Source organism: Varibaculum cambriense (assembly GCF_032557235.1).
GTDB lineage: Bacteria > Actinomycetota > Actinomycetes > Actinomycetales > Actinomycetaceae > Varibaculum > Varibaculum cambriense_C.
The window spans coordinates 1-21,298 of the sequence record NZ_JAWGMB010000005.1 but is presented as its reverse complement, the minus strand read 5'-3'; the positions used below and the strand labels follow the sequence as shown (position 1 = coordinate 21,298).

General features: G+C 54.2%; 24 protein-coding genes. 2 read left to right on the top strand and 22 right to left on the bottom strand.

What is annotated here, in order from left to right:
* Positions 1-6 precede the first annotated feature (6 nt).
* The 7 genes from E6072_RS05225 to glmS form a co-directional block, all read right to left on the bottom strand.
* Positions 7-765 (bottom strand): succinate dehydrogenase, encoded by a 759-nt coding sequence (locus E6072_RS05225; RefSeq protein WP_316690563.1) that lies wholly within the window; start codon positions 763-765, stop codon positions 7-9.
* Positions 766-1,009: 244 nt separating this feature from the next.
* Complete coding sequence (rimI, locus tag E6072_RS05220; protein ID WP_316690561.1) at positions 1,010-1,495, bottom strand: ribosomal protein S18-alanine N-acetyltransferase; 486 nt, start codon at positions 1,493-1,495, stop codon at positions 1,010-1,012.
* Positions 1,496-1,500: 5 nt separating this feature from the next.
* Positions 1,501-2,196, bottom strand: a complete 696-nt coding sequence (tsaB, locus tag E6072_RS05215) for a tRNA (adenosine(37)-N6)-threonylcarbamoyltransferase complex dimerization subunit type 1 TsaB (protein ID WP_316690559.1) — start codon at positions 2,194-2,196, stop codon at positions 1,501-1,503.
* Positions 2,197-2,204: 8 nt separating this feature from the next.
* Entirely contained in the window at positions 2,205-2,747 is a 543-nt protein-coding gene (tsaE, locus tag E6072_RS05210; RefSeq protein WP_316690557.1) for a tRNA (adenosine(37)-N6)-threonylcarbamoyltransferase complex ATPase subunit type 1 TsaE, read from the bottom strand.
* Between the two features lie 8 nt (positions 2,748-2,755).
* Positions 2,756-3,913 (bottom strand): alanine racemase, encoded by a 1,158-nt coding sequence (alr, locus tag E6072_RS05205; RefSeq protein ID WP_316690555.1) that lies wholly within the window; start codon positions 3,911-3,913, stop codon positions 2,756-2,758.
* Between the two features lie 18 nt (positions 3,914-3,931).
* Positions 3,932-5,554, bottom strand: a complete 1,623-nt coding sequence (locus E6072_RS05200) for a bifunctional ADP-dependent NAD(P)H-hydrate dehydratase/NAD(P)H-hydrate epimerase (RefSeq protein WP_316694239.1) — start codon at positions 5,552-5,554, stop codon at positions 3,932-3,934.
* A 24-nt stretch (positions 5,555-5,578) separates the two neighbouring features.
* Positions 5,579-7,543 carry a glutamine--fructose-6-phosphate transaminase (isomerizing) gene (glmS, locus tag E6072_RS05195; protein WP_316694237.1) on the bottom strand — a complete coding sequence of 655 codons (1,965 nt, stop codon included), beginning with the start codon at positions 7,541-7,543 and terminating at the stop codon, positions 5,579-5,581.
* A gap of 158 nt (positions 7,544-7,701) precedes the next feature.
* On the opposite strand from glmS, the gene glmM reads away from it, so the two are divergent.
* Complete coding sequence (glmM, locus tag E6072_RS05190) at positions 7,702-9,042, top strand: phosphoglucosamine mutase (protein ID WP_316690550.1); 1,341 nt, start codon at positions 7,702-7,704, stop codon at positions 9,040-9,042.
* A 109-nt stretch (positions 9,043-9,151) separates the two neighbouring features.
* Positions 9,152-10,156: a type I pantothenate kinase gene (gene coaA, locus E6072_RS05185; RefSeq protein ID WP_316690548.1), complete on the top strand. Its 1,005-nt coding sequence runs from the start codon at positions 9,152-9,154 to the stop codon at positions 10,154-10,156.
* A gap of 115 nt (positions 10,157-10,271) precedes the next feature.
* Here coaA and rpsI read toward each other — a convergent pair whose 3' ends face one another.
* The 15 genes from rpsI to E6072_RS05110 all read right to left on the bottom strand — a co-directional run bounded on the left by rpsI (position 10,272) and on the right by E6072_RS05110 (position 21,097).
* On the bottom strand, positions 10,272-10,763 hold the full coding sequence (gene rpsI, locus E6072_RS05180; RefSeq protein WP_316694235.1) for a 30S ribosomal protein S9: 492 nt from the start codon (positions 10,761-10,763) through the stop codon (positions 10,272-10,274).
* 27 nt (positions 10,764-10,790) lie between these two features.
* Positions 10,791-11,237 carry a 50S ribosomal protein L13 gene (rplM, locus tag E6072_RS05175; RefSeq protein WP_316694233.1) on the bottom strand — a complete coding sequence of 149 codons (447 nt, stop codon included), beginning with the start codon at positions 11,235-11,237 and terminating at the stop codon, positions 10,791-10,793.
* Positions 11,238-11,540: 303 nt separating this feature from the next.
* Entirely contained in the window at positions 11,541-12,431 is an 891-nt protein-coding gene (truA, locus tag E6072_RS05170) for a tRNA pseudouridine(38-40) synthase TruA (protein ID WP_316694231.1), read from the bottom strand.
* Positions 12,413-13,171 carry an ROK family protein gene (locus E6072_RS05165; RefSeq protein ID WP_316694369.1) on the bottom strand — a complete coding sequence of 253 codons (759 nt, stop codon included), beginning with the start codon at positions 13,169-13,171 and terminating at the stop codon, positions 12,413-12,415. Before E6072_RS05165 ends, truA begins: the two co-directional genes overlap by 19 nt.
* Before the next feature lie 184 nt (positions 13,172-13,355).
* Positions 13,356-13,934, bottom strand: a complete 579-nt coding sequence (gene rplQ, locus E6072_RS05160; RefSeq protein ID WP_316694229.1) for a 50S ribosomal protein L17 — start codon at positions 13,932-13,934, stop codon at positions 13,356-13,358.
* A gap of 57 nt (positions 13,935-13,991) precedes the next feature.
* Positions 13,992-14,993, bottom strand: coding sequence for a DNA-directed RNA polymerase subunit alpha (locus E6072_RS05155; protein WP_307738120.1), 1,002 nt, complete (start codon positions 14,991-14,993; stop codon positions 13,992-13,994).
* 162 nt (positions 14,994-15,155) lie between these two features.
* Positions 15,156-15,554, bottom strand: a complete 399-nt coding sequence (rpsK, locus tag E6072_RS05150) for a 30S ribosomal protein S11 (protein ID WP_022864718.1) — start codon at positions 15,552-15,554, stop codon at positions 15,156-15,158.
* A gap of 45 nt (positions 15,555-15,599) precedes the next feature.
* Complete coding sequence (gene rpsM / locus E6072_RS05145; protein WP_024059743.1) at positions 15,600-15,977, bottom strand: 30S ribosomal protein S13; 378 nt, start codon at positions 15,975-15,977, stop codon at positions 15,600-15,602.
* Positions 15,978-16,105: 128 nt separating this feature from the next.
* On the bottom strand, positions 16,106-16,219 hold the full coding sequence (gene rpmJ / locus E6072_RS05140) for a 50S ribosomal protein L36 (protein ID WP_024059744.1): 114 nt from the start codon (positions 16,217-16,219) through the stop codon (positions 16,106-16,108).
* A gap of 44 nt (positions 16,220-16,263) precedes the next feature.
* A complete protein-coding gene (infA, locus tag E6072_RS05135; protein WP_022864716.1) occupies positions 16,264-16,485 on the bottom strand; it encodes a translation initiation factor IF-1 in 222 nt (73 codons plus the stop codon).
* Positions 16,486-16,719: 234 nt separating this feature from the next.
* Positions 16,720-17,262 carry a type II toxin-antitoxin system PemK/MazF family toxin gene (locus E6072_RS05130; protein WP_316694226.1) on the bottom strand — a complete coding sequence of 181 codons (543 nt, stop codon included), beginning with the start codon at positions 17,260-17,262 and terminating at the stop codon, positions 16,720-16,722.
* A gap of 126 nt (positions 17,263-17,388) precedes the next feature.
* Positions 17,389-18,282, bottom strand: a complete 894-nt coding sequence (gene map / locus E6072_RS05125; protein WP_316694225.1) for a type I methionyl aminopeptidase — start codon at positions 18,280-18,282, stop codon at positions 17,389-17,391.
* A 34-nt stretch (positions 18,283-18,316) separates the two neighbouring features.
* On the bottom strand, positions 18,317-18,883 hold the full coding sequence (locus E6072_RS05120; RefSeq protein WP_316694224.1) for an adenylate kinase: 567 nt from the start codon (positions 18,881-18,883) through the stop codon (positions 18,317-18,319).
* Positions 18,880-20,172: a preprotein translocase subunit SecY gene (gene secY, locus E6072_RS05115; RefSeq protein WP_024059748.1), complete on the bottom strand. Its 1,293-nt coding sequence runs from the start codon at positions 20,170-20,172 to the stop codon at positions 18,880-18,882. Before secY ends, E6072_RS05120 begins: the two co-directional genes overlap by 4 nt.
* Before the next feature lie 271 nt (positions 20,173-20,443).
* A complete protein-coding gene (locus E6072_RS05110; RefSeq protein ID WP_316694223.1) occupies positions 20,444-21,097 on the bottom strand; it encodes a hypothetical protein in 654 nt (217 codons plus the stop codon).
* Positions 21,098-21,298 lie beyond the last annotated feature (201 nt).

Sequence of the window (21,298 nt, the reverse complement as noted above, 5' to 3'; positions counted from 1 at the left end):
CCCTAACTAACACGCCACCGGAGCGGGGTTGGTGATTACCAGATACAGCGGTGGGATGGCGAACATGGCGAACAGCAATAGCCCCACGATCCCGGAAATATAAACGGTCGCTTTATGCGTGTTTTCCCGGATCCAACCCATAGTTTGCAGGGCGGACCATACGCCGTGCCCCACGTGCAGAGCCACAATCGCAACCGCACCCAGGTAAATTATCAGCGTCCACCAGTTAGCTGGCGAGAACGTGGTCACCATCATGTTCCATGGTGCTACCGGGATCATCTCTCCCTCTACACTGCAGGTAGCAGAGCTATAGGCTTCCCCTGCACCAATCTGTACCCACTTCGTGGTGAAGTGGAAGATATGGAAGAAGATGAACAGCGCTAGCAACACGGATCCGACACGTACGGTTCGGGTAGCGTAGTTGTTAACCACGTTCTGTTTGACTACGTACTTCTGAGAGCCTCGTCCCTTGCTGGCGCGATACCAGAGGTAGAAGGCGCAGATCATATGGATAACGACGCAAGCAAGTAGCAGTACGCGCAGAATCCAAAGCAAGCCTTCATAAGGCAGGATAGGGGCACCGAAGACCCGTAGGTGGTGGGCATAGCCGTTATAGGCATCAGGTCCCGCCAGAATCTTCAAGTTGCCGTAGGAATGCATTAACACAAACAGCACAAAAAATACGCCGGTAACGGCCATGCACTGTTTCGCGAAGACCAGGGTGTTCCAGCTTCGCCTCTTTTGAATTTCTTTTGTATTGGCCACGATTCACAGGCTAACCCACCGGTTTTCTAAGACTTAGGAATTTGGGGCTAGATAGAGAAAAACCTGCGGAAAAACCAAATTACCACTAGCACTCTATTCCGGGTTTACCTGCAAAGATCATAGATTAATCGGCGGGGCAAGGAAGGAAAAAGCAGGTGGGTATTTCCGATAAGAAAATAATAGAAGCAGGGAATTTTCAAACAATTGAGAAAGCTTGAAGTTGTTAAATACATTTCCCTGGCTCTCAAGGGGAGGTTATTTCTACGCCGATAGGGCCGGGAGACGGGCTCGCTAAGCGCTTACGCATTACCAACGCATCCTCACGGGGATGGGAATAATATCCGCGGCGCACACTCAAGGATGCAAAACCGGCGCGTTCATAAAGTGCGATCGCAGCCTGGTTAGAGCGGCGCACTTCCAAAAACATTTCAGCGGCTCCTCGTTTGCGAGCTGCGCTCAGGGCAGTTTTTAAGAGGGCGGCTCCTAGCCCTTGGCGACGCTTTCCAGGCAGCACCGCCAGGGAATGTAGCTCAGATTCGGGAACCAGCACCTCCAGCAATGCTGCCCCTACTAAGGTCTGCTCCTCCCAGAGCCCAATGGCTAGCCCATAACGGGCAGATAGCATTTGCCGCAGTTGTGTGTCGCTAAAAGCCTCTCCCCCAAAGCAGGATTGCTCCAGGGCAAGCAGCCCGGGCACGTCCTCGAGACTTAAAGAAACGCAACTACTCACAAAGCCTATTTTCCCTGTTTAGGAGGCTGCACATCCGGGCGACGCAGATACAGGGGAGATAATGTATCTAGGAGCTCATCAGCTGACTTCCCGGCCAATCGTACCTGCGCGATCCTACCTAGTACCGCCGCTTCTACCTCGGTAGGGAGCCCGGGATTTAACGCCAGGTCTTGGGGATAAAGCTCCGCGCCTGCTCCCGCCACAATCAGCCCGGGAGTAGCCGCTCGATTAGCGAAAGCTGCGGGTCTGCCCACTTCCGGTCCCCAAAGGCAGCAAACATCATCGGGGCCGTCCGCGCGATACCGAGCACAATAAACCTCTTTACGGCGCGCATCGGTAGCCACAAATACTTCCTGGGTGGGCGGAACCAGGTCTAATACTGCGCGTGCCAGGGCATCGAGGGAACTAATTCCGATCACCGGCACTCCCAGTACAAAACCAATCGTGCGGGCAGTTACCAACCCGGAACGCAATCCGGTAAAAGGAGCCGGGCCGCGTCCTACCGCCACCGCCTCAATACCGGCTTTCGCGAGGACGCACTCGCAAGCTTCCTCAACTACCTCACTAACCAGCTTCGAAAGGTGTTCCGCGTGAGATCGAGAGTCCTGGCTAGACCGGCTAGCTAACACCTGGTTCTTCGCTTCGCTATCCCACAGGGCAACCGAAGCTCCCAGCGAAGTATCAATGCATAGAATCCGCATATTATTACCTACTTTTCTTGTCCGTCCTCAAACGCGGAAAAAATCTGCTCCCAGTCATTGCCTTCCCAGCGCTTCCCCAGCGGGCGAATAGTGATTGTCCGTTTACCATCATCCATTTCCGCCAGATCCACTACCCCGTCACTGCTGGTAGCGACCCCTCCGTGTTCCCGGTGAATCTCGATCTCCAGGCGATCAGCCGAAAGCTGTTCTGTTTTTCCTTCTCCCCATTCGATGACGGTGATTGCTTCCTCTAAGGTGGAGTCCAAATCGAGAGTTTCTAGATCGGTTAAATCTTTAATCCGATAGGCGTCGGCATGAATCAGATCCGGCCCTCCCGCCAGGGACGGATGTACCCGGGCAACGATAAAAGTGGGGGAAGATACCCGCCCTTTCACCTGCAGTCCAGAACCGATCCCCTGGGTAAAAGTGGTTTTCCCCGCCCCCAGACCTCCCGAAAGCATCACTAAATCACCGCGCCGAAGCTGCTTGGCTAATAGTTCTCCGGCGGCGCGCGTCTGATCGGAAGAGTTAACGGTAATAGTAAAGGACATGTTTCCTCCTAGATATAGACTCGCGGCACCCGAGGATTAAGGCCAGTAACAATCGTATAGTTTATGGTTTCGGCGGCCTTCGCCCAATCGTCGGCGGTAGGTTCCCCCTGGGAGCCATCTCCCCACACCCGCACCGTCGCCCCGGGCGCCAGTGGCGCTTTCCCCTCGTCGCCACTACCTAAATCCACCATGAACTGATCCATGCAAATCCGTCCTACCTGCGGATATTTGTGCCCATTGGCGGCGACCCAGATTTTTCCGGAGGCATGGCGGTCAATTCCATCCGCATATCCCAGCGGCACGATCCCGATATAGGTATCGCGGGGCGCCACCCAGGTACCACCATAGGAAACCGGGTGACCTGCGGGAAGTTTCTTGACACTGATCAAATCGGCTTCGACGCGCATAATCGGGGTCAGCTGCAGACTGGCAGTAGTGGCGCGCGCCGGATTCGGGGTGAGGCCGTACATGGCGATCCCATAGCGCGCCAGGTCAAAATGTGCCTGCGGATGCCACAGCAGTCCCGAAGAAGCCGAGAGGTGCCGAACCACCTGCGTAAAACCGCGTTGGCGGGCAAGTTCGCACGCCTGCTGGAAGTCTGCAAGCTGGCGTGTAGTCGCTGCGTCTCCTGCTCCTGCTTCGTCTCCGCGGGCTAAATGCGACCAGATTCCGCTAACTGTCACGGCGCCCTCTTCACTGGCGAGCTCTGCCGCCGAAAGCAAAGGCGCCAGCTTTTCAGGCAGTGCCCCCTCGCGTCCCATCCCGGTATCCACCGCCAAGTGAATGCGGGCTTTTTTACCTGCCGCTCGGGCGGCACTGGCAATAGCCAATAATGTTTGGGGATTAGATACCGCAATATCCAAATCGGCTTTAATCGCGGCTCCCAGATCCGCATCGGGACTGAAAATCCAAGTAAAAATCCGGGCTTGCGGAAAATCTTTCAGTGTCTGTCGCAGCTGCATTGCTTCTGCCAGCTGCGCCACCCCAAACCATTTGATCCCGAACTCGAGGGCGGCAAGAGCAATCTCCCCGCCTCCATGCCCGTAGGCATTGGCTTTTACAATCGCCATTGCCTGCACATTCGGGTCACATTTGCGCAGCTGTTGCAGGTTTTTTTCCAGTGCCGACAGGTCAATAATCGCGCGCGCCGGAAAATCAGTATCCATGACCATGACTATACCGCTCTAGGCTTGGCTCAAAGCATAGGCGATAGCTCGGGGAACCTGGTGGGCAATATCGGTAGCCACTATCGGTGCCCCCAAAGACACCGCGCCGGACGGATCGTCACCGGTAACCGGAAGTCCCGCCGCTTTCCGGGCTGCCATGGCGTGTACCCAGGCAGCTGAGGCAACCGCGGCTGACATTTGGGAAGGAGTCAGGCGGCGCCCTGATTGCTCTGCGCGGGCTTGATGTTGGGCTAACACCGATGCGGTGATGCCCGCAAGTACATCGCCTGAACCGGCAGTACCCGTCCAGAAAGGCGCCCCAGCCTGGCTAAACATAGTTTCTTCTGGACTGGCAATCACAGTTACTGCTCCTTTAAGCAGCACCGTTGCCCCAGTTTTATCCGCTATGAACTGCGCCCAGGCAGCCGGAGAGGCTTCCACCTCGGCGCGAGTAACCCCGCCACGTCCTCCTCCTGCTCCTAGGGTAGAAAGTAGACGCGCGGCCTCCCCCGCGTGAGGAGTAAGTACTGCCCGGTGGTTGAGGCTTCCGCCCGGAATCTGGGAGATGATTTGGGGATAGAGGTCGATGGCACCCGCGTCCAGCACCAGGGGAATTCCACTGGTAGCAGCCTGTACCGCTTGGTTAATCGCCTCGCGTACCCGGGAAGTATCTTTAGGGTCGATACCGGGACCTACCAGCAGGCATTGATGTTTCCCGGCGCCGGCGACTGCCTGCGGGAAACGAGACAATATTGCGAAGGCCGCGTCCTCGGGCCCCACATAGCGCACCATCCCGGCACCGGCTCTGCCTGCGCCCTCTACACACATCACCCCGGTTAGAGGGAAGGCTGAAGAACCGGCAACTACCTGTACTACCCCGCGAGTATATTTATGGTCTTCGGCGCCAGGCACCGGCCACAAAGATCCCACATCACTTGCCTCCAAGCGGGCGAGCCGCGGCTTTTTCATCTGCAGACCCAGGTCTACTAACCGTACCTGCCCGAATTGATAGGCGGCGGGGGGTAGCAAGGAGGAGGATTTGCGTCCTCCCATAGTTACGGTCACGTCAGCTGCCAGGAAAGGACCGGGTAGGCGTCCGTCATCGGTGAAAACCCCGGAGGGGATATCGATTGCCACCCGCAGCACCATTAAATGCCGAGATTCATATAAGCGATTTAATTCCGTTACTACCTGCGCTAATGGTTCGCGTAGTTTCCCGTTTACCCCGGTTCCTACCAGGCCATCAATCCACACCTGGGCGACTCGGGCGCGGCGGGCACATAGGCGTGCAATCTGGCGGCTACTGCCTGCTAAATCTACCTGCTCGATAGTCACCTGCGCTTTTTCTGCCGCCGCCAGTGCTCTGCGGTGGGGCTTTTCAGAAAGTATCAGCGCTAGGCAGGAATAACCTAGTTTCGCCAAATAAGCTAGGGCGTATAGGCAGTCGCCACCGTTATCGCCGCCACCAACTAAACCCAGAATCCGGGTTTCTTCGACTTTGGCGCCCCGGGCAAGCAGAAATTCGACAGTAGTGTCGCTGACTTCGCCAGCCGCCTTCTTCATCAGTGACCCCTGCGGATGGGCAGCCACCACTTGGGCTTCGGCCTCCCTTACTGTCTGTTTCTCGAATGCCTCAATCATGCCGCCAGATTTCCCTCCTGCTGACTATTCCACTGTCACCGATTTGGCCAGGTTGCGCGGTTGATCTACGTCGTATCCCTTGCTCTTGGCTACTTCACAGGCAAATACTTGCAACGGAATCACCGTTAGCAAAGGCAGATAGAGGGTGGGAGTGCTGGGGACCCGGAAAATATGGTCGGCATATTTATCGACTTTATCGTCGCCCTCTTCCGCTACTACCAAGGTGATTGCACCGCGAGCGCGTACTTCCTGCAGGTTCGAAATCACTTTTTGGTGCAGCTCGGGGCGGCGCGGGGTGGGCACTACCACAAATACGAACTGTCCCGGCTCGATTAGGGCGATAGGCCCGTGTTTGAGCTCTCCGGCGGCGAAACCTTCCGCATGTACATAGGCGATTTCTTTAAGTTTTAGCGCTCCCTCCATGGCCACCGGATATCCCACGTGACGTCCTAAGAAAATCGTGGATTTTAGATCTTCCCCGTAGCGTTTAGCGACCTCTACTACCGGCTCTATTTCATTGAGCAGAGTTTGCATCTTGTGGGGCACTTCTGCCAGTTTTTCCAGATAATCCGCGATTTCATCAATAAATTTGTTTCCGCGCACCTGCGCTAAATATAGCCCCAGCAGGTAGCAAGCAGTGATTTGGGCGGTGAATGCTTTCGTGGAAGCCACCGCAATTTCGGGGCCGGCATGGGTTAGCAGCACTGCATCGGATTCGCGAGGAATTGTCGAGCCGGGCGTATTCACAATCGCCAGCACTTTCGCCCCCTGTTCGCGCGCGTGCCGCACCGCCATAATAGTGTCCATGGTTTCCCCGGACTGGCTGATTGCCACCACTAGGGTGCGCTGGTCAACTACCGGGTCACGGTAACGGAATTCGCTGGCCAGCTCTACTTCTACCGGGATCCGACACCAATGCTCAATCGCATAGCGGGCAACCTGTCCAGCATAGGCGGAAGTGCCGCAAGCGATAATCACCATTTTGTTGACTTGTCGCAACACGTCTTGACTAATGCGCAGTTCATCTAATGTCAGGTAGCCTTGTGAATCGGTTCGATCCTGCAAAGTGGCAGTAACTGCCTGGGGTTGTTCATGGATTTCTTTTTCCATGAAAGTACCCCACCCGTCTTTCGAAGTGCGGTCTACTGAAAAATCCACGGTGAATTGCTGAGGAGTGACCTCTTTACCGGCACTGTCAGCTACCCGCACCTGCTTGGCTGTCACCATTACCAGTTCATCTTGCCCGATTTCCAGGCATTCTTTGGTGTGATCAGCAAAAGCTAAAACATCCGAACCTAGATAGTTACATTCTTTGTCTACCCCGATAACCAGTGGGGAGGAACGCCGCGCGGCAACCACCATGCCGGGGGCATCTCGGTGAATCGCCAAAATCGTGAAAGTCCCTTTAAGCTTGGCCATCGTAGCCAAAAGCGCCCTGGAAAGACGCGCTGCCGCCCGGTGAGCTCCCTCAGCCACCTCGGCACAAACCTGCGCATTATCGAGGACGGGAGCAGGTACCTCAGCTGCGCCCTCCCCGAGAGACGTACCCGCGTCCTCATCAGCTAAATAGGACGCTGCCAGTAGGTTCGCGATTACTTCTGTATCGGTTTCAGAAGCGAAGCTGAACCCCTGTTTTTCGAGGATGCGGCGCAAATTATCGGCGTTTTCGATAATGCCGTTATGTACTACCGCGAGTTGCCCATCGGAAGAAACATGCGGATGGGCGTTAATATCTGTTGGGCCGCCGTGAGTAGCCCAGCGGGTGTGCCCAATACCCGCGAAAGCTTGAGGCAAGGGATTTTCCTGCAAATCCGCCCGCAGATTAGCGAGCTTTCCACTCTTTTTACGAATCTCAATGCCACCGGGAGTAGCTAGTCCGATTCCTGCGGAGTCATATCCACGATACTCCAGGCGGGACAGACCCCCCATAATCACTTCTTCTGCATCTTTAGTGGGTTCCAGCCCAACCATTCCTAAGATTCCACACATGAGATAGATTTTTTCACGAGTTCTTCCTCATTGCTATCTCGCGCGCCTAAACAGTGTAAATGCGAATTATCGCCGACAGCAGGTTGCTAGACAAAACCAATCCGGCTTGGTGGGGTAGGCTGAGAAAGTCAGATTCTGCTAGTTGAAAGACAGGTAAAATGGGCAGACTTTTTGGGACCGACGGAGTGCGCGGCCTAGCTAATAGAGATTTAACCCCAGAATTGGCTTTGGAACTGGGACGAGCCGCTGCTAAACAGGTACGCAAAGATGCGCCAAAGGGCAAAAAATTGCGAGCAATCGTTGCCCGGGACACTCGCATGTCCGGCGATTTTCTTGACCACGCGATATCGGCGGGACTAGCTTCCGAGGGCGTGGACGTTAACCGCATCGGAGTAGTAACCACCCCTTGCGTCGCCTACCTGACCGCGAAAGCTGACGTTGACTTGGGAGTAATGATTTCTGCCTCTCACAACCCGATGCCAGACAACGGGATCAAATTCTTTGCCCGGGGCGGCTATAAACTCCCTGATGCGATCGAGGATCAAATCGAACAGCTGCTGGGTGAGGAAACTGACCGTCCCACCGGCGACCAGGTCGGGGAGATTGAAGCAGAGCGAGAAAGCGCCGAAAAGCTTTATGTTAAGCACCTAGTGCGAGCAGTGGGAGATCTTTCTGGCCTGCGCGTAGCCGTGGATTGCGCCAATGGTGCGGCTTCCCATCTAGGTCCGGAGGCATTGCAAGAGGCCGGAATCGACACCGTAGTAATCAACGCCTCCCCTGATGGACGCAATATTAACGACAATTGCGGTTCTACCCACCCCGAACAGTTACAGAGTCAAGTGGTAGCAGCCGGATGTGACTTCGGGGTAGCTTTCGATGGTGACGCCGACCGCTGCCTAGCAGTTGACTCCCAAGGCAACCTGGTAGATGGCGACAAAATCATGGGAATGTTAGCTGCCTATTTCAAGGAAAAGGGCGAGCTAACCGGAAACACCTTAGTGATCACGATTATGTCGAATCTGGGTTTGATTTTGGCGATGAAGGAAAAAGGAATCAACACCGTACAAACCGCTGTCGGTGACCGCTACGTCCTCGAAAAAATGCGTGAGCAAGGATTCGTCCTGGGCGGGGAGCAATCCGGTCACGTGATTAACGGTAACCACGCCACTACCGGAGACGGGATTCTGACCGCGCTATGCATTGCCCGGGCAGTTAAAGATGCTGGTCAACCCTTAGAGAAGATTTGCGAGTTTGTAAAACGCTTACCGCAAACCCTGATTAACGTACCGAACGTGGACAAGACCCGCACCGACGATGCCGGGTTGCGGGCAGAAATTGCGAAAGCCGAGGACGAGCTAGGCGATACCGGGCGGGTAGTGCTGCGCGCCTCGGGAACCGAACCCCTGGTGCGGGTAATGGTGGAGGCCGCTACCCAAGAACAAGCCGATGCGGTTTGTGAACACCTAGCTGGGGTTGTAAAAGAGCGCCTATCTTTGTAGTTTTTTCGCCCTGCCTCCAGCGCGGTCATCCTAGGCGCTGGCGGCAGGGCGAAAAAGGATATCGACGCACTAGTTTTGAGCGGAGCCAACATAGCGGAGCGTAAAAGATATGCCGGCAAAATCCATTTATGAACAATTTGATCGGGACGCTTGGCGCGCCCTAGCCGCGAAAACACCGATGCCACTGACCGAGGCAGATTTGCGTTCCCTGGCAGCGTTGGGTGACCCGATTGATTTAGAGGAGGCAGACGCGGTTTACCGTCCCCTCTCCGCGTTGCTGCGTTACCGGGTTTTACATTCTCGCGCCCTCGCCCAAGACCAACAAGATTTTTTTGGCCGCCCCCATAAACGCCGTATTCCCTTCATTATTGGGGTTGCCGGTTCCGTGGCAGTCGGGAAATCCACTACTTCCCGCATTCTGCAAAACCTGCTTAGTCGCTGGCCGGAAACCTCGCGGGTCGCTTTAGTCACTACCGATGGGTTTTTGTATCCGAATGCAGAGTTAGAGCGGCGCGGGCTGGTTGCGCGGAAAGGATTCCCCGAGTCCTATAACCGCCGCGCCCTGCTTAACTTTGTTACCCAGGTAAAAGCCGGGGAACCCGAAGTGAAAGCTCCGGTATATTCGCATGTCACCTATGACGTGGTGCCCGATGAATATATCACTGTTTCCAGCCCAGATATTTTGATCCTAGAAGGCATCAACGTACTGCAACCCGCTTGGTTCTACCGGGGTCACCAAGATCTGCCTAACTTGGAGAAAAAGCTGGATCAAGATGATGGCCGCAGCGGGTTATATGATCACAAATCCCTGGCAGTCAGCGATTTCTTTGATTTTTCTATTTATGTTGATGCCCGCACCCGGGATATTGAACGGTGGTTCGTGGAGCGTTTCTTATCATTAAAGGAATCTGCTTTCTCTGACCCCAGTTCCTATTTCCAGGTTTATGCCGGGATTTCTGATTCGGTGGCGCGCCAGATCGCCCTCGATATTTGGACCTCTATAAACCTGCCCAACCTGGAGCAACAAATTCGTCCTACCCGAGGACGGGCGACGTTAATCCTGCGTAAAGACGCCCATCACCGCCTAGAAAACGTCTACCTCCGCAAAATCTAATTAGCTGCCGTACTCTCGGTTCAAAATCTCATCTACTTGGTCTACCGAATATAGTTTTGCCCGGTAAGGACGGAATAAACCGCCTTTACCGGGCAAAATATATAAGCGTGAAAGCTTAGCGCTTAGAGTATTGCGAAGCCTTACGCGCCTTCTTGAGGCCGGGCTTCTTACGCTCAACAGCGCGCGAATCGCGGGTTAGGAATCCTGCCTTCTTCAAGGCCGGACGGTTAGCTTCCCGATCGATTTCGTTCAGGGCGCGGGCAACGCCCAGGCGCACCGCTCCGGCTTGTCCGGAGGTACCGCCACCAGAGACTCGAGCAACAACGTCGAAACGTCCCTCAAGGTCTAGCAGGGTAAACGGGGATCGTACTAGCTGCTGGTGCAGCTTGTTCGGGAAATAGTCTTCCAAAGTTCTGCCGTTAATCTTCCATTCGCCGCTGCCCGGAATCAACCGGACCCGCGCAACTGCGCGTTTACGGCGTCCCAGCCCAATGCCGGGAGCAGTCACGGACTGTCCAGAGCCGGTCGGCTCCGACTGGGTTTCCGTGGTGTAAGAGCTGGGGGCGTTCTCCTCCAACAGCTCCTCGTTTTCGGTGGTATCAGCCACAATTCTCCTCAGGGTCTTGGCTCAGGGCTACTGGGCGATTTTCTTAATTTCGTAAGGTTCGGGCTGCTGTGCCGCGTGGTTATGTTCGGGACCCGCGAATACATGCAGCTTCTTCATCTGGGCACGTCCCAACCGAGTGTGGGGAACCATGCCACGCACAGCCTTTTCTACTGCAACTTCCGGTTTCTTGGCTAGCAAGTCACCGTAGGTTACAGATTTCAAGCCACCGGGATACCCGGAGTGGCGGTAGGCGCGTTTCTGCTGACGTTTGTTGCCGGTAAGTCCGACCTTGGCGGCGTTCACGATAATGACGTGATCGCCCATATCCTCGTTAGGGGTGTAGGTCGGCTTATGCTTGCCACGCAGCAGCTTGGCGGCAACTGCCGCCAGTCGTCCGAGAACGACGTCTTCAGCGTCGATGACATACCATTTCTTGTTTTGGGTGTCACCGGCTTTCGGATTATAAGTTCGCACGGGCTTAAGCCTTCGTTTCTTCTTTGGGGGTGAGAACTGCGAGGGCGCGGCAACAGAATGGCAGGAACTGCCTAAAAATGTTGCGGACGCCGCCGTAGTGCCTTCACCCGACTTCGTATTTCTTTCCGTCTAGCGTCCTGTTTTTGCCAAAGTCCCAGGTCAAATACCTGCGCTTGGATTGTTCCAGGACACACAACATTTAGTATTTTACGGAACCGTGGCTACCTGGTCAAAGTAATAGCCTGTTGAACTGCACACATAGGCTCAATGCGCGCTGGAGACCTTCCGGTTTTTTCGCTCAGGTTAGGAGGGCGAGTTTTCAGGCAGGGTACGCACTACTTTAGCTTTCTGAGCTTGGGTGGCGTACTGGTCGGCAGGCGGATAGGCTACCTCCCAAAGAGTCAAACCCCGTCCATCGGCAAGCGGAACCCGCTGGTCACGCACTCCGGTAGCCAGCAGCTCCCCTATCCAATCGCTCTGGTATTTACCCCGCCCAATCTCCATTAACGCCCCCATCATGAAACGAACTTGCGAATGACAAAACGCGTCCGCCCGGATCATAGCCTGCACGATTCCCGGTTGGGGTCGGGAAACAGTAAAGGAATGGAGGGTACGGATGGTGGTCGCGCCCTCCCGCGGCCTCGCGAAAGGCAGAAAATCATGCTCGCCACATAATGCCTGCGCTGCCACCTGCATCTTCTCCTCCTCCAGGGGCGAGGACGTGCGGGCGATATCCAGGCGGCAAGGATCCTGAAAACGGGGATCGTCGCAAATGAGGTAACGATAGGTGCGGGAAAGCGCAGAAAATCGAGCATCAAAATCTCCTGCAACTACACTGATCTGTTTGAGCGCTAAAGCTCCGTTCAAACCGCGTCCCGCTAATCCTTCTAGGCGAGCCCTTAATCGTTCCCCTCGCATCTGGTCGCTTTCCTCGCGCCCTCTGGATAGGGAAAGCCAAAACTCTTTCGACACATCCAGGTGGGCTACCTGTCCGCGGGCATGCACCCCCGCATCGGTACGCCCGGCGACGGTAAGGAGTATCGGCTGGCGGGTAATCAGACTCAGCGCTTCTTCCAAGCGCCCTTGGACGGTTAGGAGATCCGGTTGCCGCGCCCACCCGTGAAAAGGCACGCCGCGATAGGCCAGGTCTAGACGTAAACGAATCGAGCTGTCCATTAGGTAGTCAGCCCCCATGCCCGCACCCCGCCGCGAATACCAGCATCATTAGGTACAATCACCACTTCTTCGCCCAAAGTTTTACGCACCGATTCCACAATATGGGAAGAGTTTCCCCCGCCCAGGTAAAGCCGATCCCACATAATTGCATCGCGTAGCACCCCGACAACACGGCGAACCCGCCGTGACCAGTGAGCATCCCCCATGCGCAGGCGTTCCGGCTCCCCTACATAGTCGTCAAAAAGGAGACCCCAACGGGCAACCATATGGGAAAGTTCCATATGGGGAGCCAACCGTCCCCCATCCCAAATCGAATTTCCCAGCCCAGTTCCCAAGGTAATAATCATCTCCATACCGGTACCAGAAATTACCCCGGCTCCTGCCACTTCCGCATCGTTTAAAACCAGCGAAGGCAGCGAAGTTTCTTCTTCTAACGCACCTGCCAGGTCAAAGTTCTCCCACGCCTGTACCATCTCCGGTAATACCCGGGTGCGCGGGCCAGACCGGCATACATAATGAGGGGTGGAGATCACTACTCCATGGCGAATCATGCCCGGCATCCCCACGGTGATCCGATCGGTTACTGCTTTAAATTCCGCGCGGAAAACCTCTACAATCTGGATTAGTTTTTCCGGAGGCAACGGGTAAGGGGTGGGAACTCGCAAAGAAGGCGCCACCATGGTGCCGCGTTTATCTAACACCGAGGCTTTGATCCCGCCTCCGCCACAATCAACAGACAAGGTCAGCGGGGTTCTCATCTCTTTTCCCATGTTCTTAGCTTACCCGCAGATTCTGCCTGGCCGATCTGGCTGACCGTTAAGAACAAATACCTGCTGTAAAATTCTGGTACTAAAAAGCGGGCAGTTGGCATAGGTAATGCCAACTGCCCGCTCAAGTTATTGCAACTTACCGCGTCAGCTTTTGACGGATAAGCCCTAAGAACTATTCTTCAGAATCTGCCGCTTCGTCTGCGTCTTCAGCTTTTTCAGCTTCCGCGTTCTCTTCGCTGGCGTCCGAAGTTGCGACTGCCTCTTCCGAAGAAGATTCTTCGGCCTTTTCAGCCTCTTTGGATTCCTCCGGCTGTTCAGGCTTAGCTGCTTCGTCCTTGGTCGGCTGCACTTTGGCTTTCGACTCTACCTTTTCGGTGACCAAAGAAATCTCGGCCATAGGCGCATTGTCACCGCGGCGAGCAGGCAGTTTTACGATCCGGGTGTACCCGCCCTGACGGTTGGGATCCAGATCCGGAACTACTTCATCAAACAGGGTGTAAACCGCATCAAAACCGCGGGTGTATTTATCTACCTGGGTGCTCAGTTTGCGGGCAACCATACGGCGATTGTGGATATCACCCTTCTTCGCCTTGGTGATCAGCTTTTCAATGTAGGGCTGCAGGCGGCGAGCCTTCGCTTCAGTAGTGCGGATCGAACGGTGCTCGATCAGCGATTTCGCCAGATTCGCCAAGATTTTACGCTCATGTGCCGGGCCGGCTCCTAGCCGCGGACCTTTAGATGGCTTAGGCATGTTTCTTCCTTTACTTTCCTAAAAAACTTTATTGTTTCAGCGCCGAGAAAACCCGACTTAGTCGTCAGAGAACTGCAACGAGCTGGGGTTGGTCAGATCATCTAGATTGACCGAGGTGGGCAGCGGAGAATCCTTTAGCGCCATCCCCATTTCCGCCAGCTTCGCTTTGATCTCTTCGATTGACTTAGCGCCGAAATTCCGGATATCCAAAAGATCGGCCTCGGAGCGAGCAACCAGTTGCCCCACCGTGTTGATTCCTTCCCGCGTTAAAGCGTTGTAGGAACGAGACTGTAGATTCAGGTCATCAATAGACAGTGCCAGGTCTTGAGCCAGCGCCTGATCCGTTTGCGGAGCGCCAATCTCAATCCCCTCGGCCTCAATATTGAGTTCCTGACACAAACCGAACAGCTCTACCAAGGTTTTGCCCGCCGAAGCCAGCGCATCCCGCGGAGCTAATCCCGGCTTGGTTTCCACATCCACAATCAAACGGTCAAAGTCCGTGCGCTGCTCTACACGAGTAGCCTCTACCTTGTACCGGACTTTAACTACCGGAGAATAGATGGAGTCGATGGGAATCCGAGAAATCTCGTGCCCATCAGACTTATTTTGATCAGCAGAAACGTAGCCACGACCGCGTTCTACCGTCAGTTCAATTTCTAGCTTTCCGGAATCGTTCAAAGTGGCCAGGTACAAATCCGGGTTGTGGATCTCTACGCCTGCCGGAGGGGTAATATCCCCGGCGGTGACCTGCCCAGCACCTGCTTTACGCAGATACATAACTACCGGTTCGTCATTCTCCGAAGAAAGCACAATCTGTTTAATGTTCAGAATGATCTCGGAGACGTCCTCCATTACTCCCGGAATAGTGCGGAACTCATGCGGCACCCCCTCGATACGGATCGAGGTGACTGCGGCTCCCGGAATGGAGGAAAGTAGGGTACGCCGCAAACTGTTTCCTAGAGTGTGTCCGAATCCGGGTTCTAGGGGTTCAAGAGTGAAGCGGGAACGTTGATCGTTAACCGCTTGTTCTGATAGCACGGGTCGCTGTGAAATAAGCAACGTGTTGTCCTTTCTGTCGCCCAGCCCGCCATATGACTGGAACGGACGTCCTGACCAAAGGTCAGCTTTATAGACAAGACTGCGAAATCTCCCAAATGACGGCCTGGAGACTCACAGAAGTGTTTTACTATCTTCTTTTTTCTACTTCAGTTAGGACGCGCGTTATACGCGACGGCGCTTGGGAGGACGGCAGCCATTGTGGGCATGCGGGGTAACGTCCTGAATGGAACCGACCTCGAGGCCGGTAGCTTGCAGGGAACGAATAGCGGTCTCGCGACCCGACCCCGGTCCTTTCACGAACACGTCAACTTTTTTCATACCGTGTTCTTGAGCCCGCCGAGCAGCAGCTTCAGCAGCCATCTGCGCAGCGAAGGGAGTGGATTTACGTGATCCTTTAAAGCCCATCTGGCCAGCAGACGACCAGGAAATAACGGCTCCGGACGGATCGGTAATCGAAACGATAGTGTTATTGAATGTGGACTTAATGAACGCTTTTCCCTGAATAACGTTCTTACGCGCAGCCCGACGCGGCTTACGGCTCTTAATAGAACTAGCAGCCATATCTTCCTTCTTTTCTCAGATCCAGCAGGTGGTGCCTGCGCTTACTTATACAGCCTTCTTCTTACCGGCAACAGTGCGCTTTGGCCCCTTGCGGGTACGCGCATTGGTTTTGGTCCGCTGACCGTGCACCGGCAAATGGAAACGGTGACGCAGACCCTGGTAGGAACCAATCTCAATCTTGCGGCGAATATCGGCTTGGACCTCACGACGAAGGTCGCCTTCTACTTTGTAGTTCGATTCAATGAAGTCGCGAACTTTAATCAGATCTTCTTCAGAAATATCTTTTACGCGTACATCCGGGCTAACCCCGGTTTCTTGCAGCGTTTTTTGAGCGCGGGTGCGCCCTACGCCGTAAATGTAAGTAAGTGCCACTTCCAGCCGCTTCTCGCGGGGAAGATCAACACCGGCAATACGTGCTGCCATTAATTTTCTCTCCACATTGTTTCCGGAGGCCGTCGCGCCACCTTCCGTTTTCCCGGCCCAGGCCTCCGGACCTGGGGTCACCTTTCAAACCTGAAAGGTGCTGGTAGCACGCTTATTGTTTTCCTCGGCTAGCCTTGACGCTGTTTATGCCGAGGGTTTTCGCAAATCACCATGACAACGCCGTGGCGACGAATCACCTTGCATTTTTCACAGATCTTCTTAACGCTGGGTTGAACCTTCATAACTTCCCTCTAGCTGCGACGAATTTACTTCTCTGTCCGCTGCTTTACTTGTATCGATAAACGATCCGGCCGCGCGATAAATCGTAGGGACTGAGCTCTACTACCACACGATCCTCTGGCAAGATCCGGATATAATGCTGGCGCATTTTGCCCGAGATGTGCGCTAACACCTTATGACCGTTTTCCAGTTCCACCCGAAAATATGCATTCGGGAGTGCCTCTGCTACGGTACCTTCGACCTCTACAACGCCTTCTTTTTTAGCCATCTATCCTTCACTAACCTTGTCAACATAGGATGACTAGCGGGTATAATATTCCCCTCTAGTCACAAACCCAATAGTCAACTTTACGTTAGTTGCGGGACTAACCTAAAGCTGATACAGGGTTAGATCGGTCACGCCTTCACTATTTCTACCGTTATGCGCGTGTCGCAGGTTGCAAAACCTGTTCTTAATAACTAAGTTCTGCTGCCTATCTGAACGCCGCTTGTCTGCTACCTATTATTTCAGTCTTTGCTGTTTGCGGATAGCCGCGGCTACCTGGTTAAAGCGTTCGCGATCTAGGCGGGCTCCCTCCCGGCGTACTTCTCGGCGAGGAATCAGCAGCAAACGATCCAAGCGGGCTTCAGATTCGCGCCCTTTAGAATCCCAGGCACCAGTGCCGATATCCATCCAGTAACGTCCCCAACGTGCTTCTTGCTCGGCATCTTTATCATGATCTTTACTGGTCAACTGGGCCCCAATAACTGCATCTGCTAACGCCGCCATGACCAGCACGGGACGATCTTTACCGCGCCCATCCTGTTCCTCATAGGGAACCCAGCACCAAATCACTTCTCCGGGGTCGGCCGCTCCATTCCCAGTATCAGGGTCATAGACGAAGGGAGGAACCTTATCGCCTTTGGTTAGGTAACGTGCCCGGCCAGCCGGACGCACATATTTTTGTTGCTGGCGCCGACGATTTGGGTGGGAAGTAGCTTGTTCTAGCTGACTGCCCCCTAGCAGCGATATCACCCGGGTTAGTTTGCGGAAGGGAATACGCATGGGCTCGCCTCCTTTTCAGAACTGACTCTACCAGGCGGCAAGGTTCAAGCGCTCAGTAAAAGGTATCCCCAAAACTGCTAGCGGATCTTTGAGAATGAGCGCGACGGAGATATCTCAGGTAACGATTTATAGTTTGACCGGTTTTATTCCGAAGGGCGCCAAAGCCGCCTCGCCAAAATCCGGCTGGTTGAGGACGCAGATGCCGTCCGGTAACACTGCCACTTGCGCCTCCCAATGACAGGCGAGGGAGTGATCTACGGTTTTCACCGTCCAGTCATCGGCCAAGGTGGTAACCCGATTAGATCCGCGCGTCAAAATCGGCTCCACGCACAGCACCATTCCCGGTTTAATCGCCGCTGACCTGCCGGCCGCTCGGAAGTTGAAAACATCTGGCACCTGGTGCATGGCAGTGCCGATTCCATGCCCGGTGAACTCTTCTACGATTCCCGCTGTCCAACCAAAGCGTTCCCCGAAAGTGTCCACCGCGTCCTCGATCGCGGCGCCAATATCATTCACGCGGGCTCGCTTGCCAGCTATAGCGGCCACGCCTGCCCAGGTACTGTAGCGAGTTATCTCTAAGAGTTGTTCTTTTTCCGAGGACGTGGGGTAAGTATGCGCGGAAATAGAAGGATCTGGCTTGGGGGCGGGTTCATCCCCAATAATCACCGAAAACGCGGAGTCGCCATGCCATTGCTTGCCGTCACGTTCCAGATAGCAGCCACAATCGAAACTAACTAAGTCACCGGTATTAAAGGGAACGTCACCGGGGATCCCATGCACCACAGTGTCGTTGACCGAGATGCAGATGGTGGCGGGGTAATCAAAATATCCCAAGAAGTTGGAATGTGCTCCTCCGTCCGCGATCACTTGCGCGGAAATCTCATCTATTTGCCGGGGAGTAACCCCGGCTCGCGCATTCTCCCAGACGGCCTCATGAATCTGATTAACGATCTGGGCAGCTTGGAGCATATAACCCAATTGGTTGCGGTTCTTTAGTTCGATGCCTCGCCCAAATAGCATAGGTATCTATCTTCTTCCCAGTTCGGCTAACTTATTACTTCAGCTCAGCCGCAATATTTTCCCAAACCTGATCGATAGAGCCGTTGCCATCAATATTGATCAGCAGGTCGGCCTCCCGATAGTAGCGTACTAGCGGCTCGGTTTGTTCATGGTAAACCTGCAGGCGGCGGCGGATGACCGGTTCGGTATCGTCAGAGCGGTGTTCAATCTCGGCACGCTTTAGCAGCCGTGCCACCACATCCTCTAAATCAACATCTAGGTTGATAACCGCATCCAGCTGGGTCCCCATATCTTTGAGCACCTGATCCAGGAAGTGCGCCTGCTCCAGGTTGCGGGGGTAGCCGTCAGCTAAGAAGCCGCCACGGTAACGATCAGTTTTTAGCTCTGCCTCTACCAAAGTACTAATCACCGAATCAGGAACTAGCTCCCCCCGGTTGATTAGTTCTTTCGCTTTATTACCTAGCTCGGTTCCTGCTTGCATTTGCGCGCGCAGCATCGCGCCGGTCGAAAACGTAGGAATATCCAGTAGTTCGCAGATCTGGTGCGCCTGGGTGCCCTTTCCAGCACCAGGTGCGCCCAGAATCACCAGGCGTTTTTTCATTTCAGGAATCCTTCATAATGGTGTTGTTGAAGCTGAGCATCGATCTGCTGTACGGTTTGCAGACCCACACCCACCATAATCAACAGGGTGGTTCCCCCGAAGGGCATCTGAGTTACCTTCAAAGGAATCAGTGCCACGATCGGCACCATGGCTACCACTACCAGGTAGATCGCGCCAGCAGTGGTAATCCGACTGATTACGTAGTGCAGATAGTCCGCGGTGGGAGCTCCAGCCCGAATACCGGGGATAAATCCGCCGTACTTCTTCATATTGTCGGCGATTTCCTCCGGGTTAAAGGTGATTTGGGTGTAAAAGAAAGCGAAGCCTAACACTAGCAGCGCGTAGCAAATCAAATACAGCAGGGAGTCATGTTGGAAGTTATCGTTTATCCATTTGACCCAACCGGCGGTAGGTTTACCGAAGCGGGAAATCATTTGCGGCATGGCTAGTAGCGAGGCCGCGAAAATTACCGGGATAACCCCGGACATATTGATTTTCATGGGGATATAGGTGGTAGAACCGCCCACCATCCGCCGGCCCACCATCCGCTTGGCATACTGAACCGGGATGCGTCGTTGGGCTTGTTCCACGAATACGATCGCCAGGGTAATCAATGCAACCAAAGCAATGATTACCAGTACTTTCCAGACTCCGCCGGAAGCCCCAATCGATTGCAGGTGGGCGGGCATATTAGCCACAATACCGGTGAAGATCAGCAGGGACATGCCGTTACCGATACCGTTTTCGGTGATTAGCTCCGCTAGCCACATGATTAGGCCGGTGCCGGCGGTCATGGTGACCATCATGATCAAGTAGTTGAGCGCCGACTGGTCGGGGATAATCGGTTTACTGGGGGCGCAACCTTGCAGTAGTTGCCCCGAACGCGCCATATAAATAATGGTCACTGACTGCAATACCCCTAGCCCAATGGTCAGGTAACGGGTGTATTGGGTCATTTTAGCTTTTCCGGCTTGCCCTTCCCGGTGCAGATCTTCGAAACGAGGAATCACTACCCGCATCAGCTGGATAATAATTGAGGCCGTAATGTAGGGCATAATCCCCATGGCGAACACCGACAGGGACAGCAAAGCTCCCCCGGAGAACAGGTTCACCAAATCGAGGAGTCCGTTTTGCTCGTTGTTCTTTAAACACGCCTGCAAGTTCGGATAGTTAACCCCCGGTGAGGGGATATGGGATCCGACCCGATATAGCGCCATAATCGCCAAGGTGAACAGGAGCTTTTTCCTGAGATCGGGCGTCTTAAACGCCTGTACGAATACGCTTAGCAAGCTGCCTCCAGCAATCTGTGTTCTTCACGGCAAAAAAGATAATTCTTTAACCCTTAAAAGCCTACACAATTTAGCCTCGCAATAGCACATGCAGATACTTTTTGGGGTAATGTTCACGCGGGTTCGGTAATTTCTATACTGCTATCCCTATTTCCGAGGGCGTGCCGCGGGTCGAAAAGCTGAAGCTCGCCTTCCGCGTCTAAGAAAAGACGCGTTTAATCCTTCGGGCGTTTATGGGTAAATGCGCTTCGGGGTTCGCGCCGGGCTTTGCCTACAGGCAGCGCCCGGATCCAGTGTTAAAGCTGAGATGTACGTGATCGAAGTGGTTGGCGGTAATCGAACCGCGATTTTCCATAGCTTTCCAGGCGCGCCCGGGCATCCAGATTTTTTGTTTCCAGATCACGTATTTTATGTTGAGATCCCCGCTGTTAGCGATTGCCCAATTGGCAATGGAATCTCCTAGTCCACTGGATACCGGCACCATTACGTCCAGAGCCAGGCCTTTACCATGATCACGCGGGTCTCCGGGGCGCAAGCCACCAATATTGGTTACCCCAAAACGTTGAGTAATCATAGTGCGTACCTGCCGCGGCCAGGGTTGAACCCCGCTATCTCCACTGGGAGGAGCGCAATTAGGAGTTTCGGCAGCCGGAAGAGGGGAAGCATCATCGGTCTTCGCCGAAGTGGAGGTAGAGGCGGGGAAAGCACCTGCAGAAAAAGCGCTTACCTTAGTGGTAGCCACTTTTACCTGCTCATCAACTGATACTGCCTGGTTGTAAAGATTTTCCTGCAGCATATTATTAGCTAACTGGGAAACGTTAACCGTAGGTGCATTTGCTGCTACTGAGGGATGTACAGAATCTGCAGCTACTAAACCAAATGCTGCCATAACCACGATTGGTGCCATCAACCAGGTTTTTCTCACGATATCTCCTGCGCTTTGGGGGATGGATGTCACCATAAAGACACCCGCATATAACGTTTTTGTAACAAATCTATTATGAGTATAGTGGTTTTCCGACATTTATTGTCAAACCTGGTGACCTAATACACTTATCAAACCCGAGTTGCCGGAATTATCTGGTCGCTATAAATGTAAAAGTCTCGGGCGGGGAGATCTTCTCCC

Coding starts and splice junctions, on each gene's coding strand:
- rpmJ (WP_024059744.1), bottom strand. CDS start 16,219: ATGAAGGTTCAACCCAGCGTTAAGAAGATCTGTGAAAAATGCAAGGTG.
- E6072_RS05200 (WP_316694239.1), bottom strand. CDS start 5,554: ATGATTGAGGCATTCGAGAAACAGACAGTAAGGGAGGCCGAAGCCCAA.
- tsaB (WP_316690559.1), bottom strand. CDS start 2,196: ATGCGGATTCTATGCATTGATACTTCGCTGGGAGCTTCGGTTGCCCTG.
- truA (WP_316694231.1), bottom strand. CDS start 12,431: ATGGGGGCTGACTACCTAATGGACAGCTCGATTCGTTTACGTCTAGAC.
- infA (WP_022864716.1), bottom strand. CDS start 16,485: ATGGCTAAAAAAGAAGGCGTTGTAGAGGTCGAAGGTACCGTAGCAGAG.
- E6072_RS05120 (WP_316694224.1), bottom strand. CDS start 18,883: ATGAAAAAACGCCTGGTGATTCTGGGCGCACCTGGTGCTGGAAAGGGC.
- E6072_RS05130 (WP_316694226.1), bottom strand. CDS start 17,262: ATGCGTATTCCCTTCCGCAAACTAACCCGGGTGATATCGCTGCTAGGG.
- map (WP_316694225.1), bottom strand. CDS start 18,282: ATGCTATTTGGGCGAGGCATCGAACTAAAGAACCGCAACCAATTGGGT.
- alr (WP_316690555.1), bottom strand. CDS start 3,913: ATGGATACTGATTTTCCGGCGCGCGCGATTATTGACCTGTCGGCACTG.
- rpsK (WP_022864718.1), bottom strand. CDS start 15,554: ATGGCTGCTAGTTCTATTAAGAGCCGTAAGCCGCGTCGGGCTGCGCGT.
- rpsM (WP_024059743.1), bottom strand. CDS start 15,977: ATGGCAGCACGTATTGCCGGTGTTGATCTTCCCCGCGAGAAGCGGCTG.
- glmM (WP_316690550.1), top strand. CDS start 7,702: ATGGGCAGACTTTTTGGGACCGACGGAGTGCGCGGCCTAGCTAATAGA.
- tsaE (WP_316690557.1), bottom strand. CDS start 2,747: ATGTCCTTTACTATTACCGTTAACTCTTCCGATCAGACGCGCGCCGCC.
- E6072_RS05165 (WP_316694369.1), bottom strand. CDS start 13,171: ATGAGAACCCCGCTGACCTTGTCTGTTGATTGTGGCGGAGGCGGGATC.
- glmS (WP_316694237.1), bottom strand. CDS start 7,543: ATGTGTGGAATCTTAGGAATGGTTGGGCTGGAACCCACTAAAGATGCA.
- rplQ (WP_316694229.1), bottom strand. CDS start 13,934: ATGCCTAAGCCATCTAAAGGTCCGCGGCTAGGAGCCGGCCCGGCACAT.
- coaA (WP_316690548.1), top strand. CDS start 9,152: ATGCCGGCAAAATCCATTTATGAACAATTTGATCGGGACGCTTGGCGC.